This window comes from Actinomadura sp. ATCC 39365, from assembly GCF_054392275.1.
Genome location: NZ_CP184335.1, coordinates 3,684,305 through 3,698,581, shown reverse-complemented (window position 1 = coordinate 3,698,581; position 14,277 = coordinate 3,684,305). Strand labels below are relative to the sequence as shown.

Genomic DNA, 14,277 nt, shown 5'->3' with positions numbered 1-14,277 from the left:
CCGGCGGCACTACCATCTCCGAGACGGGATTCGGTATCGGAACGGTAGGGCATGGACGATCACCAGCTGCCACCTGAGTTGTGCCAGCTGTTCGCCGACGGCGGCAGGGGGCGCAGACTGCCCCCGGGCCTGCCCGCGGGCGACGTGGTCTGGCCCGACCCCGCCTACACCCGGCAGGTCGTGCCGGCCCGGCCGGCGTTCTGGATGAGCGACGAGCACGCCGCCGGCGAGGACTGGTCGTTCATGCGGGTCTGGCATGCGCACAGCGGCCTGTGGCCGGTGCTGCTCGACGAGTCGGCCCAGCCCTGGGCGATCGGGCAGATCGTGCCCGACGACCCGATGCTGATCGGCCACTTCACCGCCGAGGGGTTCATGACCGAGGTGTGGCAGGAGTGGGTGTCGCAGATGCCGCGCGACGCGCTGGCGGAGTTAGAGCCGTACGGGGCGCTCTGCCCGGGGCTGGCGCCGCCGGGGGTGCCCCGCGCCGACCCCGGCGACGTGGCCGACTGGCTGGCCCGCGAGCTGGCGCCCAGAGGCATGCCGCTCGGGCTGGTGGCGGCCGGCCGGGGGCCGACGCGCTGGCGGTCATGGGCTGGCAGGGGGCGCTGCACCACAACGAGTGGATGGTGCCGATGGCGGCCGTGGTGCGCAGCTGGGAGGACCGGTTCGGGGTCCGCGTGGTGAGCGTCGGGTTCAACACGCTCGACCTGAGCGTGGCCGCGCCGCCTGCCGACCCCGAGCACGCCCTCCACGTCGCCGCCGAGCACTGGGCGTTCTGCCCGGACAACGTGGTGCAGGGGCCGGGCGACCTCCAGGGGTACGCCGACCAGATCATCGGGCGACACGCCTGGTCGTTCTGGTGGGACTGAATCCCCGGCTTTTACGCTACTTTTAACCGCGACAGGGAGGGCTCGGTCACAGCATGTCACGGGGAGACCTGACTCCGGAGCTACTGCATTCCTCGTCCTGGACGGACCGGCTGGTGCAGTCGGCCGGCATCCCCGTCCACGACGTGCCGCTGGTGTCGGTGGGCGGCGGGCTCGGCTCGTTCACGCTGGTCGACGTGCTGCGCATCAGAGGGGTGCCGATCCCGGCCATGCGGGTGCTCTCGACCAGTGACACCCCCTGGCAGACGTGGGAGTACCTGACCCGCGTCTCGCAGCTGCCCGCGCACGAGCGCATCCGGTCCGACGCGGGGGCGCGCCCCGACAACATCTGGGGCTTCCCCTCCTACGCGGTGCAGGAGGCCTGGCAGGACGGCTCGCTCAAGCCGATCCTCCAGGTGCTCGCCGAGCCGCTGTTCACCGACTTCTACAGCCCGCGCGCCGGGCTGGTCACGCAGACCGTGCGGCGCGAGGCCGACCGCATCGGCTACTGGCACATGCTGGCCAAGGGCCAGGTGCGCATGGTCAGGAAGCGGCTGGGCGGCGGGTACTTCACCGTGCTGACGCCGCCGCCGGGCACCTCGCCGACCAAGCGGGTGGTGCTGCGCTCCCAGTACGTGCACCTGGCCGTCGGCTACCCGGGGCTGAAGTTCCTCGACGACCTCCAGGAGTTCCGGCAGGCGCAGGGCGAGCGTTACCGGGTGGTCAACGCCTACGAGCCGCACGAGCACGTCTACGACCAGTTGCGCAAGCGCCCGGGGGTGGTGGTCGTGCGCGGCGCCGGGATCGTGGCCTCGCGGGTGCTCCAGCGCCTGATGGACGACCGCGAGCGGTACGGCCTGCACACCCAGATCGTCCACCTGTTCCGCACGTACGTGGCCGGCCCGCACGGCCCGAGCGTGTTCATGCGGCGCAAGGGCGGCGACGGCTGGGCCTACCAGGCGTTCACGATGCCCAAGTCGGCCTTCGGCGGCCAGCTCAAGGCCCGGTTCAGGAAGGCCACGCCCGAGCAGCGCGCCCTGATCTCCAAGTCGCTGGCCGGCACCACCACCCCGAAGCTGGCCCGCTGGCAGGAGCAGATGCGCAGGGGCCGGCAGGGCAACTGGTACCACCCCACGCAGGCCGTCGTCGACCGCATCGAGCGGGCCCCCGACGGCCGCCTGGTCACCCACACCCGCAGCGTGAACGCCGCCGCCATGCAGTACGTCTCCGACTTCATCATCGACTGCACCGGCCTGGAGGCCGACATGCCGGAGCACCGCGTCCTCGACGACCTGCTGCGGCACGGCGGCGCCCGGCCCAACAAGGCCGGCCGGCTGAGCGTCGGCCCGAACTTCGAGGTGCTCGGCGCCGAGAGTGAGGGCGGCGTCCTGTACGCCTCCGGCGCCGCCACGGCCGGCAACCACTTCCTGGCCGTGGACAGCTTCCTCGGCATGCAGACCGCCGCGCTCGACATCGCCGCCGACCTGACCAGGCGCGGGTTCTGCAAGGGGCTCGGGCCGGTGAGGTCCACGGCCCAGTGGCTGCGGTGGGCGGGAAACAGGAGGCTCGCTTGATCCCGACACTGGCCGGGCGGCTGCAGACCCGGCTGTTCACGCTGGCCACCGTGGGGGCGGCGCTGACCGCGCTGATCACCCTGGTGCTGCCGATGTCCTTCCGTGACGCCTTCCTCGTGCTGCTGGCCGTCGCCGTCGCGGGCGTCGGGTGGGAGCTGCTGTACCACCTGCTCATGCAGTTCCGCTGGGACAAGGACTGGCCGACGTTGTTCGGGCTGGTCACGGCCGTGCCCGAGGGGCTGCTGATGTGGGTGCTGCTGGACGGCGGGCTCGTCCCCGGTGTCGCCGGCCCGGTCAGGGCGTGGGCGTTCGCGGTGATGTTCGCCTTCGTCTGGCTCGGCCAGTGGTTGTTCGTGAACGGGCCGATGCGGGTGTTGTTCGTCGAATGGCGGCTGCGCGGCGGCCGCCTGCTCTGATCACGGATCTGCTCACGGAGGGGCAATGGGGGGCGTCGAGCCGGCTCGACCGCTGTACTTCTGGCTCGGTTTCCTGGCCACGGTGGCCGGGGTCGTGCTGCATCTGCCGATGTACCTGCACGGCGCGGACATGCACTACCGCCTGGCGGGCATGCCGATGGACCTGCCGATGACGATCGGCATGGGGCTGATCGTGACGGGGCTGGCGGTCACCGCGTACGGGCTGATCCCGCCCGGCGCGCTGACGGCCAGGCCGGCCGCCGAGGTCCGGGTCCGCGCGCTGGACGACGCGCGCATGCGGCCGGCGCACATCGGGCTGATCGTGGTCATGTCGGTCGCGGTGATCATCGACGCCATGAAGCCGATCACGCTCGGTTTCGTCGCCCCCGGCATGGCCAAGGAGTACGGGCTGAAGTCCGCGCTCAACCCGGCCGGCGAGCTGCCCGTGGCGCTGCTGCCGCTGGCCGGGCTCACCGGGACGGTGCTCGGCTCGCTGCTGTGGGGCTGGATGGGCGACAAGATCGGGCGCAAGCCGTCGATCCTGTTCGCCGGGGTGCTGTTCATCGGCACCGCGATCTGCGGCGTCATGCCGGACTTCGAGTGGAACCTGGCCATGTGCGTGGCCATGGGGCTGGGCGCGGGCGGCATGTTGCCGATCACGTTCTCGCTGCTGGCCGAGACGATCCCGCCGCGGCACAAGGGCTGGGTGATGGTGCTCATCGGCGGCAACCTGGCGGTCGCCTACCTGGCGGCGAGCTGGTTGTCGGCGTCGCTGGCGCCGACGTTCTCCTGGCGGGTGCTGTGGCTGGTGGGGCTGCCGACCGGCGTGTTCCTCATCCTGCTCAACCGCTTCATCCCCGAGTCGCCGCGTTTCCTGCTCGCGCACGGCCGCGACGCCGAGGCCCGCGCGGTCCTGGCCAGGTACGGCGCGGCCGCCACCACCCAGGAGGCCACCACCGCCGAGGAGGCCACCGCCGGGGTCGAGCGCGTGGAGGACGAGCACGCGGGCGGCTACTCGCGGCTGTTCCGCCGTCCGTTCACCGGGCTGACGGTGGCCGTCGTGGTGCTCGGGCTGAGCATCGGCCTGGTCACCTACGGCTTCCAGCTGTGGATCCCGTCCAATCTGCAGAAGCTGGGCCTCGACCAGCAGACGGCCGACCGGGCGCTGCGCGACTCGACGCTGCTGGGCCTGCCGCTGATCTTCATCTCGGCCGCCATGTACGGCCTGTGGAGCGCGAAGAAGACGATCGTCACGCTGTCGGCGCTGGTCGGCGTGGCCCTGGCGGTGCTGGCCTTCTCCGGCGAGACGCTGGCGCACGACCGTACGTGGCTGTACCTGCTGCTGGCCGGGCCGATCGTGGGGACGGCGACGATCGCCGCGGTGCTGGCCGCCTACAGCTCGGAGATCTACCCGACGCGGGTGCGCTCGCGCGGCTCAGGGTTGTCGGCGGGCATGGGCAAGGCCGGCGGCGTGGCCGTGACCGCCGTGCTGGTGGCCGGGGCGGCGGCTCCGTCGATCGGCACGACCGCGCTGCTCGGGGCGGTCCCGCTCATCCTGGCGGTGGTGGCGGTGCTGGTGTTCGGGGTCGAGCCGGCCAAGGGCGCGGCCGGTGAGCCGGCCACGCCCGCCGCCGCCTCGACAGGGGCCTGACGCGCGGGGCGCCGGGCGTTCAGGGGACGCGCGCCACGGCGCCGTACGTGCCCGACGAGCTCGGCCGGCCGGAGCAGGCGGCGCCGTGGCCGTCGGGCCGCCACTCCGGGACCCACACCAGCCCGGGATCGACCAGCACCAGACCGTCGAGCAGCGCCGCCACCTCCTGCCTGCCGCGGATCGCGTGGCCGGGCAGCGTCATCGCCAGCAGGTCCCGGACCGCCGGCAGCAGCTCGCCCGGCACGCCGTCGAAAGTGGTCTGCAGCAGCGACAGGTAGCTGCCGTCGGACGCCGCCCGCCGGACCCGCTCGATCACATGGTGCACGTACTCGTCGTCGGCCAGGCTGTGGGTGGACACCAGCAGCACGGCCACGGGCCGGTCCCAGTCGAGGAAGGCGCGCACCACCCGGTCGTCGAGGATCGCGTCGATCTCGCGCACGTCGCCCTCGACCACGCGGACCAGATCGGTGCCCGGCTCGATGGTGGCCCGCGCGCCGGCCAGCACCATCGGGTCGTTCTCCACGTAGACCACCCGGGCGGGCACACCGCCGGGGCCGCCCGAGGCCACGTCGTGCAACCGCCCGCCCGCGGGCAGGCCGCTGGGCACGCCACTTCCCACGATGACGAACTGGTCCACGCCTTCGGCCGCCAGATGACGGACCACGCGCACCAGGAACTGCAGCACGGCCCGCGCGGCGGTGGTCGTCACGGACGCGGCCTGGTCATATCGGCGTACCAGATCGCGGTCGGCCGAGAAGTTGTTCTTCCCGCCCGCGGCCGCGTCGAGCACCCGGGTTGTCATGGCTCGGGTCATCTCCAGCTTCGCCAAGTTTCGGATGGCACGCTGACGCATTGAGTGTTGCCCCTTTCCCCTCGCCCACTATCTCGGGAAAAGCCGGTCCTTTCGGACCCCACTCGATGACCCAGACCATATGATCCTCGCTACGCGCCGGAAGACAACAGGAAAAGCATTAATTCTGCGGAAATATGCCTTACCTGAATGGCCGCCGGCCGGAGATCATTTTCCTGTCGAGCGCGAGAGGCGTTCGCGGTGGAGCTCCAGCACCTCGTACGTCTCCTCGCGGGTGGTGGTCGTCACCGACAACTTCGTGAACGCCTGGTGGTAGGTCTCGACCGCGGCGACGTCGGTGATCAGCTCGTCGGCCTCGACGCCGTGGGCGCAGGCGACGTCGGGCTCGAACGCCTCGGCGAAGCGCCACAGCGTGAACGGGCCGGTGCGGGGCACGTACGCGGGGTCGTCGATCGGTACGACGTGCAGCGAGACGTTGGGCCGCTTGGCGTGGTCGAGCAGCAGGTCGAGCTGGCGGAGCTGGGCGTGCGGGCCGACGATCGAGCGCAGCAGCACGGCCTCGTCGATCACCGCCCACAACACCGTGTCACCGGCCGCGGCCAGCGCCTCCTGGCGGGCCATGACCAGCGCCAGGGCCTCCTCCACCGACGACTGGCCGAGCGTGGCCGGCCCGGCCACGGTGATCGCGGCCCGCGCGTAGTCCTCGGTCTGCAACATCGGCGGGACGAACTGGGGGTGGTACGTGCGGATCACCGTCGCCCGCTGCTCCAGCGCGTACGCCGTGGCCAGCCAGACGGGCACCGACTGGGCGTCGTACCAGGCGGCCTCGCGCTCGCCCCTGGCCAGCGAGAGCACGTACTCGCGGACGGGCGGGGCGGTGACGCCGTAGAGGCCGAGCAGGCGCTCGACCGTGATCGGCGTGGGCGCGAGGCGGCCCTCCTCGATCGCCGGGATCGCGGCGGCGCCCTTGCCGAGCGCGCCCTCGACCTGCTCGACCGAGAGCCGCACGCCCATGCGCAGGCCGTGCAGTCGTTTGCCGAGCGCGCGGCGCTGGGAGTCGTTGAGCGGCGTGGCGGCGTCGGGGATCTCGGCGACCGGCTCCGGCTCGCCCGGCAGCCCCTCGGCCCGGCGTGCCAGCTCGACCACGCCGCGCAGGACGGCCAGCGACCCCTCCGACAACCCGGAGGCGGACAGGCCGATCGCGGCCGCCCGCAGTTGCAGGTCCTCGACCGCGCCGGACTCGTAGTGCTCGTCGCCCACCAGCCAGCCCACGCTCACCTGGAGGCAGGCGGCCAGCGCCCGGAGCACCTGGAGCGTGGGGTTGGTCTGCTTGCCGGTGCGCAGCTGGCTGACGTAGGCGCGCGTGATGGGTATGCCCGCCTCGGTGAGGGCGGAGGCGACCTGGGCGCCCGTGAAGCCGCGCTTGGTCAGCGCGAGATCGAGCCGTTCGGCGAAGTTCGCCACGGCGCACCTCCTACCGCCCGTGAACTTTTTCCAGCCTAAGGTACGAGACCCCCACTGTCCCCTGCCACGCGGGCCAGCTCTGCCCGGCGGGTAGGTATCAACTTATTCGCAAAGTGTGAGTTGACATAGCCCCTCTTTCCAGCACAGTATCGGAGCGCGTGGTAACTGTGGCTTAACAGCCCGGACGATTCGCGAGAGTCTCCGGCAAGGAGGTGGCCGGACGTGACCATGGACTCCCTCGACGGCTCGCGCTTCCTGGAGGATCCGGTCTCCCGGGGGCAGCAGCAGGTGGTCCGGCGCATCTGCGCGCGGGTCGCCGGCCCGCTGACGAGCCGCGACGTCCAGGTCGCCGAGCTGCCTCTGGGCGGGGTCGAGATCTGGCTGGACAGCCCGCGTCACCGCTGGCGCCTGCACCACCGCATGGCCCGCGAGCTGCGGCTGGCCGGCTGGCACACCGAGCCAGGACCCGACCGGCTGCTGCTGCTCGGCTGGAGCGCGGCCTGCCTGGGCCACCGCGCCAGGATGCTGGGCGCGGCCCTGTCCGGCCGGCTGGCCCACTTCGACCGCACGTCGTTCGCGGCCGTCATGATCGCCACCCGGCTGCGGCACGAAGGGGTGCCCGCCGCCGACCTGCCCGCCGCGGTGGTCGAGCGCTGCCGCGACGCGCTGCGCTGGCCCACCCGGCTGGCCGACCTCGACGGGCTCGAACGCAGGTCGTCACTGGAACCGATCAGGCTCAGGCTGGCCCAGGTGGCCGGGCTGGAGTCGAAGGTGAGCCGGCGCTGCGCCGAACACCTCGCGCTGGCCGCCAGGGTCGCGCGCACGGTGGCCGGCACGGCGCCGCCCGTCCGCTCGCGTGCCTCCGGGCCGCGCGCGGGGCTGACCGAGCGCATGGTCTGCGTCAGCGTGCCCAACATGGCCTGCACGCCGGCCGCGCTCGACCCGGAGACGGCGCGATGACGCCGCTCCCCCTTCCCCGCCGGGCCTCGCCGCCCACCGGCCCGCCCGCACCGCCCGCGCCGCGCGCGGCGGTGCCGGCGGCCCTCATACGGCCGGCTCCGGCGCTACCCCATCCCTCCGGCACCGTGCGTCACGTGCCCGACAAAGTCGGCACGGTGCTGTCGGCCGGCGCGGTAGCGGCTGGCGTGCCGGCCAAACCAAGGGGTAGTGCCTGGGGCCGGCTTTCCTCGTGGCCGTGCGCCCGTGATCGGGCGGCGGCCTCCCCGACCGGGGAGGCGGGCCCGCCCGGCTCCCCGGCCGGCGCCACCGGCACGGCGGCCACGCCGGGCGGGACGATCGGCGTGACGGGCGCCACGGCTCTGATCGACCGCCCCCTCAGGGGGCCGGCGCCCGCGCGGGCCCCCGTGCCGGTGGCCATGACGTCAGCGGGCCGCGCCCGGCCCGCGTCACCCAGATCCGCGACCGACAGGAGTGATCATGCTCACCGACGAGGTGTCCAGGCGGCAGCCGCACGAGGTGCACGCCAGGGGCGCGCGGCCCCTGCCCGCGGAGCCGAGGGGCGAGGGCCGGGACGAGCCGTCGCGGGCCGAGGCCCCGGCGCGCACCGTCCACCGGCTGCGCCGGATCCGGCAGGTGTCCGTGCAGGCGATCGGCGAGATCGACCAGGCGCTGGCCTGACCGTCATGCGGACGGTCCCCGACCCGGAAGGTGTGAGATGAGCCGCGGCAGGGTGGGCGTGATCGTCGCCCCCGCCAATCCCTCGGCGGAGCCCGAGCTGACCCGCCTGCTCGGCTCGCGCGCCGACATGCACGTCACGCGTTTCCCCGTGCACCGGGGCGTGTCGCTCGCCGAACGGCTGGAGAGCTACAACGAGGCCCTGCCCGGCATGGTCTGCGCGTTCGACGGCCTGCCGCTCGACGCCCTGGTCATGGCCTGCAGCGAGTCCCGCTACCTGCTGGGCCCCGACGACGACGCCGACCAGTGCGCGCGGCTGTCGGCCTCGACCGGCGTGCCGTTCGCCTCCTCCACGCAGGCCACCAGGGAGGCGGTGGAACACGTCGGCGTGAGCGACATCGTGCTGGTCTCGCCGTACCAGCCGTGGCTGACCGAGCTGGCCGAGCGCTTCTGGAAGACGGCGGGGCTCAACGTCACGCAGGTCGTGCAGGTGCGGGCCGCCAAGGGCGGCTACTCCTCCTACGCGGTCACCCCGGCCGAGCTGATCACGCAGGTCGAGCGGGCCGAGGTGCCCGGCGACGCGGTGCTGCTGTTCACCGGCACCGGCATGGCCACGCTGCCCGTGCTCGGGCCGCTCAGCGCCGGCAACGACCGCACGCTGCTCACGTCCAACCTCTGCGCCGCCTGGTGGGCCCTGTCGCGGGCCATCGGCGAGCACGTCACGCTCAGCCGCGTGCCCTACCGCCGCCACATGGCGGAGCAGGGGAGGCGCCCCGCATGAACGGCGTCATCGTCGTCGGGGCCGGCCCGGCGGGGCTGACCGCGGCGCTCTCGCTGGCCAGGTCCGGGGTCCCGGTCACCGTGCTGGAGCGGGAGAACGAGCTCGCCGTGCAGGCGCGGGCCTGCACCTTCCATCCGGCCACGCTCGACCTGCTCGACGAGCTGGGCGTGGCCTCGCAACTCGTCGCCAAGGGCCGCGTGGTCGACCGGGTGCAGTGGCGCGACCGGTCGGGGATCGTGCTGGCCGAGATGGGCATGAACCGGCTCAACGGCCTGACCAAGCACCCGTTCAGGATCCACGCCGACCAGGCCGCGCTCACCCCGCTGCTGCTCGCGGCCCTGAACGCCTATCCCGACGTCGACGTGCGCTTCGGCACCCGCGTCGACGGGGTCTCCGAGGGCGGCACCGGCATCCGGGTCCGCGTCGGCCACACCTGGACGCGGGCCCGGTACATGATCGCCGCCGACGGCGGCCACAGCACCGTGCGCGGTTCGCTGGGGCTGCCCTTTCCCCGGTCGGCCTACCCGACGCAGGCGCTGCGGGTGTTCACCGACTCGCCGCTCGACCGGCTGCTGCCGAGCCTGGCGCCGCTCACCTACGTCCGCGACGTGCAGCAGTCGTGCACGCTGCTCGCGCTGCCCGACCACTGGCGGATCATCTTCAGGATCCCCTGCGACGCCACCGAGCCGCTGTCCTCGCCCAACGTCTCGATGCTGGTCCGCCGCGCCCTGCCGGGGGCGAGCGGGCCCATCCACGTGACCGGGGCCGACCGGTTCGGGCTGTCCAGGGGCGTGCTGACCTCCTACCGCTGCGGGCGGGTGCTGTTCGTCGGCGACGCCGCCCACCTGACCTCCACGGTCGGCGGCCTCAACATGAACGCCGGCATCCACGACGCCGTCGAGGTCGGCCAGGTGATCGCGGCCGTGCTCGGCGGTTTCGCGCCGCCCACCGCGCTGGAGGCGTGGGCGTGGCGGCGGCGGGCCGTGCTGCTGCAGCGGGTGATCCCGCGCGGCGAGACGCGGCCGGCCGGCGTGCGCGAGCGCGACAGCGCCCGGCTGGCCGCGGCGATGGCCGGGCTGCGCGCCATCGCCGGCGACCCGGAGGCCACGCGGGCCTATCTCGCGCAGGCCTCGCTGCTCGACACCGTTCCCGGCTCCGCCGGTGGGGCCCGGCCCGTCTGAGACACCGCTGAGGAGGTGCGACACCGCATGTGGCGAACGCTCTCGGACGAAGCGCGCCAGGCCATCCGCGAGCTGTGCGACACGCACGGCTCCCGCCTCTACGACTACTGCCGCACCGAGCTGGCCGCGGGCGACGCCGAGCAGGCGGTCGCCGGCGCGCTGGTGTCCGCCCACCTCTACGCGGACCGGCTGCCCGACCCCGCCCTGCACACGCCCTGGCTCTACGCCCTGGCCCGCGCCCACCGCGCGATCGTGGCCAAGCCGGCCAGCATCGGCTCCTGGTCGCGTCCGGGGCGGATGTCGGAGCTGCTGCCCGAGGCGCTGCTCTCCCTCGACCGCCCGCTGCGCGAGCTGCTCGACCTGTCCCTGCGCCACGGCCTGTCCGACGCCGAGCTGGCCACCGTCTTCGGCCTGAACCGGGACGAGGTCAGCGGCGTGGTGACGCGGGCGGCCGACGGGCTGGAGGGCTGGTTCGCCGCGATCATCGCCGCGCGCGGCCGTACTGGATGTCCTGATCTGACCACGCGGGTGGCGGCCTGGGTCACCTCGCCGGGCCGCCGGGCCCGCGCCCGGATCAGCCGTCACATCCAGGGCTGCGCCGCCTGCCGGGCCGCGCCCCGCACCATGTCGGCCGCCACGCTGCTGCGCCGGCTGCCGATCGCGGAGCTGCCCGGCACACTGCCCAACCGGCTCGCCTCGGCGCAGCCGCTGCCCGGAGAGGGACCCCTCTGGCGGGCGGACGGCTTCCCCGTGCTGGCACGCACCCTGGTGGAGCCCCTCGCGGCCCCGCCGGGCGTGGAGGCAACGCCGATGCCCCCGGTCGCCGACCCCACGACGGCGACACCGGGAAACCCCTGGTCGGCGGCGGGCGCGGCCGCCGCCGACCAGGAGCCCCCGGGGCGGGCGGCACGCGGGCGGCACCCGTTCACGCCGACGAGCCGCGTCCGGCCCTTCCGCGGCGGCTCGACGGGCGACAAGCTCGTCTACGGCAGCCGCGCCGAAGGCGGCCTCAGCGGCACCGTGGTCAACGGCCCGGTCAACGGCCCGGTCGGCAGCCCGGTGACCGGCCCGTTGAGCGCGCCGATCGGCGGCGGTGAGGCCGGTGGCGACGGCGCCGCCGCCCCGCCCGGCGCGATGATCATCCGGTACGGCGGCATCGGCTGGAACGGCGAGCCGGGCGGCCTCGACCGGTTCGACGGCGAGGCGCCGTGGCAGGAGTTCTGGCGGGAGCAGCCGGAGGAGCCCGATCGGGAGGCCGAGCAGGAGCTCGAGGCCCCGATCCGCACGGTGGCCAGGCTGGGCCTGCTGCTGGGCGTCGGGCTGCTGGTGGTGGGCCTGGTGTGGGCCGTGCTCAACGCCCGCGCGCATCCCGCGGTGGTCACCAGGGCCGCGGCGCAGCAGGGCGTCCCGGCCGAGACGCCCACTCGCTGGACGGCCGCGATCGGCCCGGCCGCCGGGTCCGGCCTGTCGTCCCTGGACCGGAAGGCCGGCCTGCCGAGACCGGCGGCGCCCACGGCCCGGGTGTCGCCCCGGTCATCGTGGTTGGGGTCCGGGCGGGCCGGGGCGTTCTCGCTGGCGTGCACCGGGACGTGCCGGGTCGTCTCGGCCACCGGCACGCGCGGCATCGTCGTCGACGGCACGACGTTCCGCGTCCTGGACCCGCGTTCGCGGCCCGGCTGCCCGGGAGAGCCCGACGTGCGGCGCGGCCGGATCACCATCGTCTGGGCGGGCCGCGCCACCGGCGACGGCCTGCGCACCGGCGGCACGGCGACCGCCGGCGGCACGCTCACCCTGAAGGTGGGCTGGACGGTGGCCAGGGACAAGGGCGTGCGGCGGCTCGACGCCGCACGCGGCGTCCACTGGAGCAACTGCCGATGAGGCCCCGGACCGGCCGGGGCCCCACGCGCGGCTAGAAGAACCGGAACCCGGGCTCGGGCTCGGGCAGGTCGAGCTGTCGCGGCCCCCTGAACGTCGCGCTGTCCTTGGGCACGTCGGCCAGCGGCGTCCCGAGCACGAGCGGCACGGCCACGCTGCTCCTGGTCAGATCGACGGTGACGGTCGCGCCGGTGCCCTCCTCACTGGTGTAGGTGGTGTCGGTCCCGGCCAGCACCAGGCCGATCCGGTGCCCCTTCCTGAAGGTGTAGTCCTGCGGCAGCGTCAGCCACCTGACCGTCCCGTACGTGCCGACGGGCAGCGGCTGGGCCTGGCTGAGCGAGTCGCGGTTCTGGACGTCGATCCAGCCGCGGGCGACGATCTCCAGCGGCCGGGTGGCCACGTTCGTGCTGACCTTCTTGTAGCAGGCGTCGTCGGCCGCGGTGCTCTCGCCGTGGCAGTCCTCCTCGGTGAGCGTGGTGACGCCCTGGCCGCGCCGCCAGTCGACGCGGGTGTCCTCGCCGAAGTCGACGAGCAGGGCGGTCAGGTTGGCGGTGGGCTTGTCGAGCTTGACCCGCAGGTCGGCGGTGGGGGTGCCGGACAGGCGCAGGTCGAGCGGGAGCGCGCCGGTGGTGAAGGCGGCGCGGCCCGGCTTGGCCGTGCCGACGTCGGCCACCATCTCGGTCTCGCTCAGCGCGAGGTCGGTGAAGGTGGCGGTGCTGTCGCCGCGGGCCTTGAGCAGGCCGAGCGAGCCGTCGGCGGCGGGCCGCAGCACGGCCTTGAGCGCGTACGGGGCCGGCCAGTCACGCTGGGTGGTCCACTGCGCCGGGCCGAGCTGCACGTCGGCGCGGGGCTCGTTCGTGATCCCGTTGCGGACGCCGTGCAGCCAGTAGTCGAACCAGCGGTGCAGGGTGTCCACCCACAGGTCCCTGCGGCCCTCGAAGTCGAACGGGTCCACGTGCTGGTACTGGCCGACCCAGATCTTGCGCGGCACGTTCCGCTGGGCCGGGGCCCGCCACCAGGCGGAGAAGTTGTCCGGCCGGACGTTGAGGTCGTTGACCGTGTGCACGACGAAGACGCTGGCCTTGACCTTCGAGGCGTCGCCGAGCAGGCCCTTGAGGTAGTCGCGTTCGTTCCAGAAGGCGTTGTAGTCGCCGGTGTCGTCGCCGTCCTCGGCGTCCATGCGGTCGCGGACGGCCTGACACTTGGCCTCGGGGTCGGTGTCGACGTAGTTGGTCAGCCAGGAGGCGTAGTCGTAGTTGTAGACCACGCCGTTCGAGCGCTGGTACTTGTACCAGGAGCTGATGGCCGAGATGGGGACGATCGTCTTCAGGCCCTCGACGCCGGTGGCGGCCACGGCGTTGGCCAGCGTGCCGTCGTAGGACTTGCCGATCATGGCGGCGTTGCCGGTGGTCCAGTCGGCCACGGCGGGGGTGCCGTCGGCCCTGACCGCCTTGGCGCGGCCGTTCAGCCAGTCGATGACCGCCTTGCCGCCCAGCACGTCGGCCTTGCCGCCCATGTCGGGGCAGCCGTCGGACCTGGTGGTGCCGAGCATGTCCACGTTGAGCACGGCGTAGCCACGCGGGACGAAGTAGTTGTCGTAGAACAGGGGGAATTTCGTGACATTTCCGGAGGCGTCGTACGCCTTGCGCTCCCCCTCGTTCCCGCGCCCGGAGTTGTCGTAGTACGGACTCTCGTCGATGATCACAGGCACCTTCAGGCCCGGACCGGACTCCTTGGGACGGATGATGTCCACCCTGACCCTGTCGAGCGCGCCGTCGAGGTCGCTGTCCACGGTGGACTCGACGTACACGTGCTCGCGGACGGCGTCGGCGTAGGAGAAGACCGGCTGCGTCCGGCCGTTCTGGACGGTGATCGTGGGTCCGGCAGCGGCTTGTGCCGGGGTCGCGATCGCCAAGGTGAGGGCGACCGCGAAGAGGGCCGGGCGTAATTGTGGCACGCGTGACCTCCGTGACAAGTGTCGTAATTTCCCCCGCAATCTCTCACCCGCCCAGAAAGCTGACAA

The 14,277-nt window shown here is 73.2% G+C and carries 13 protein-coding genes; 10 read left to right on the top strand and 3 right to left on the bottom strand.

Features of this window, described 5'->3' with window-relative positions:
• Positions 1 to 51 precede the first annotated feature (51 nt).
• Genes ACNF49_RS18440 through ACNF49_RS18420 form a run of 5 tightly spaced genes read left to right on the top strand, consistent with a single transcriptional unit; the run spans position 52 to position 4,507 of the window.
• The gene (locus ACNF49_RS18440) at positions 52 to 684 is read left to right on the top strand and encodes a hypothetical protein (protein WP_482944466.1); all 633 of its coding nucleotides are present in this window, start codon (positions 52 to 54) and stop codon (positions 682 to 684) included.
• Entirely contained in the window at positions 588 to 869 is a 282-nt protein-coding gene (locus tag ACNF49_RS18435; RefSeq protein WP_482944465.1) for a DUF4253 domain-containing protein, read from the top strand. The genes ACNF49_RS18440 and ACNF49_RS18435 overlap by 97 nt, the downstream gene beginning before the upstream one ends.
• Positions 870 to 922: 53 nt before the next feature.
• A complete protein-coding gene (locus tag ACNF49_RS18430) occupies positions 923 to 2,440 on the top strand; it encodes a hypothetical protein (RefSeq protein ID WP_357965350.1) in 1,518 nt (505 codons plus the stop codon).
• Entirely contained in the window at positions 2,437 to 2,856 is a 420-nt protein-coding gene (locus ACNF49_RS18425) for a hypothetical protein (protein ID WP_482944464.1), read from the top strand. The genes ACNF49_RS18430 and ACNF49_RS18425 overlap by 4 nt, the downstream gene beginning before the upstream one ends.
• A gap of 25 nt (positions 2,857 to 2,881) precedes the next feature.
• On the top strand, positions 2,882 to 4,507 hold the full coding sequence (locus tag ACNF49_RS18420; protein ID WP_482944463.1) for an MFS transporter: 1,626 nt from the start codon (positions 2,882 to 2,884) through the stop codon (positions 4,505 to 4,507).
• A 19-nt stretch (positions 4,508 to 4,526) separates the two neighbouring features.
• Here ACNF49_RS18420 and ACNF49_RS18415 read toward each other — a convergent pair whose 3' ends face one another.
• Complete coding sequence (locus ACNF49_RS18415; RefSeq protein WP_498703823.1) at positions 4,527 to 5,321, bottom strand: SAM-dependent methyltransferase; 795 nt, start codon at positions 5,319 to 5,321, stop codon at positions 4,527 to 4,529.
• A gap of 204 nt (positions 5,322 to 5,525) precedes the next feature.
• Entirely contained in the window at positions 5,526 to 6,782 is a 1,257-nt protein-coding gene (locus ACNF49_RS18410; RefSeq protein WP_357965360.1) for a helix-turn-helix domain-containing protein, read from the bottom strand.
• A 222-nt stretch (positions 6,783 to 7,004) separates the two neighbouring features.
• On the opposite strand from ACNF49_RS18410, the gene ACNF49_RS18405 reads away from it, so the two are divergent.
• From ACNF49_RS18405 to ACNF49_RS18385, 5 genes are all read left to right on the top strand, one after another.
• Positions 7,005 to 7,742 carry a hypothetical protein gene (locus ACNF49_RS18405; RefSeq protein WP_482944461.1) on the top strand — a complete coding sequence of 246 codons (738 nt, stop codon included), beginning with the start codon at positions 7,005 to 7,007 and terminating at the stop codon, positions 7,740 to 7,742.
• A gap of 477 nt (positions 7,743 to 8,219) precedes the next feature.
• Positions 8,220 to 8,420, top strand: a complete 201-nt coding sequence (locus ACNF49_RS18400) for a hypothetical protein (RefSeq protein WP_357965365.1) — start codon at positions 8,220 to 8,222, stop codon at positions 8,418 to 8,420.
• A gap of 37 nt (positions 8,421 to 8,457) precedes the next feature.
• Positions 8,458 to 9,198 (top strand): maleate cis-trans isomerase family protein, encoded by a 741-nt coding sequence (locus ACNF49_RS18395; protein ID WP_357965368.1) that lies wholly within the window; start codon positions 8,458 to 8,460, stop codon positions 9,196 to 9,198.
• Positions 9,195 to 10,379 carry an FAD-dependent oxidoreductase gene (locus ACNF49_RS18390; protein ID WP_357991790.1) on the top strand — a complete coding sequence of 395 codons (1,185 nt, stop codon included), beginning with the start codon at positions 9,195 to 9,197 and terminating at the stop codon, positions 10,377 to 10,379. Before ACNF49_RS18395 ends, ACNF49_RS18390 begins: the two co-directional genes overlap by 4 nt.
• Positions 10,380 to 10,406: 27 nt before the next feature.
• Positions 10,407 to 12,257 carry an RNA polymerase sigma factor gene (locus ACNF49_RS18385; RefSeq protein WP_482944460.1) on the top strand — a complete coding sequence of 617 codons (1,851 nt, stop codon included), beginning with the start codon at positions 10,407 to 10,409 and terminating at the stop codon, positions 12,255 to 12,257.
• Between the two features lie 31 nt (positions 12,258 to 12,288).
• Here the strand turns inward: ACNF49_RS18385 and ACNF49_RS18380 are convergent, their stop codons facing one another.
• A complete protein-coding gene (locus tag ACNF49_RS18380; RefSeq protein ID WP_482944459.1) occupies positions 12,289 to 14,211 on the bottom strand; it encodes a Xaa-Pro dipeptidyl-peptidase in 1,923 nt (640 codons plus the stop codon).
• Positions 14,212 to 14,277 lie beyond the last annotated feature (66 nt).

Coding starts and splice junctions, on each gene's coding strand:
- ACNF49_RS18420 (WP_482944463.1), top strand. CDS start 2,882: ATGGGGGGCGTCGAGCCGGCTCGACCGCTGTACTTCTGGCTCGGTTTC.
- ACNF49_RS18415 (WP_498703823.1), bottom strand. CDS start 5,321: ATGACCCGAGCCATGACAACCCGGGTGCTCGACGCGGCCGCGGGCGGG.
- ACNF49_RS18435 (WP_482944465.1), top strand. CDS start 588: ATGGGCTGGCAGGGGGCGCTGCACCACAACGAGTGGATGGTGCCGATG.
- ACNF49_RS18440 (WP_482944466.1), top strand. CDS start 52: ATGGACGATCACCAGCTGCCACCTGAGTTGTGCCAGCTGTTCGCCGAC.
- ACNF49_RS18430 (WP_357965350.1), top strand. CDS start 923: ATGTCACGGGGAGACCTGACTCCGGAGCTACTGCATTCCTCGTCCTGG.
- ACNF49_RS18400 (WP_357965365.1), top strand. CDS start 8,220: ATGCTCACCGACGAGGTGTCCAGGCGGCAGCCGCACGAGGTGCACGCC.
- ACNF49_RS18390 (WP_357991790.1), top strand. CDS start 9,195: ATGAACGGCGTCATCGTCGTCGGGGCCGGCCCGGCGGGGCTGACCGCG.
- ACNF49_RS18385 (WP_482944460.1), top strand. CDS start 10,407: ATGTGGCGAACGCTCTCGGACGAAGCGCGCCAGGCCATCCGCGAGCTG.
- ACNF49_RS18395 (WP_357965368.1), top strand. CDS start 8,458: ATGAGCCGCGGCAGGGTGGGCGTGATCGTCGCCCCCGCCAATCCCTCG.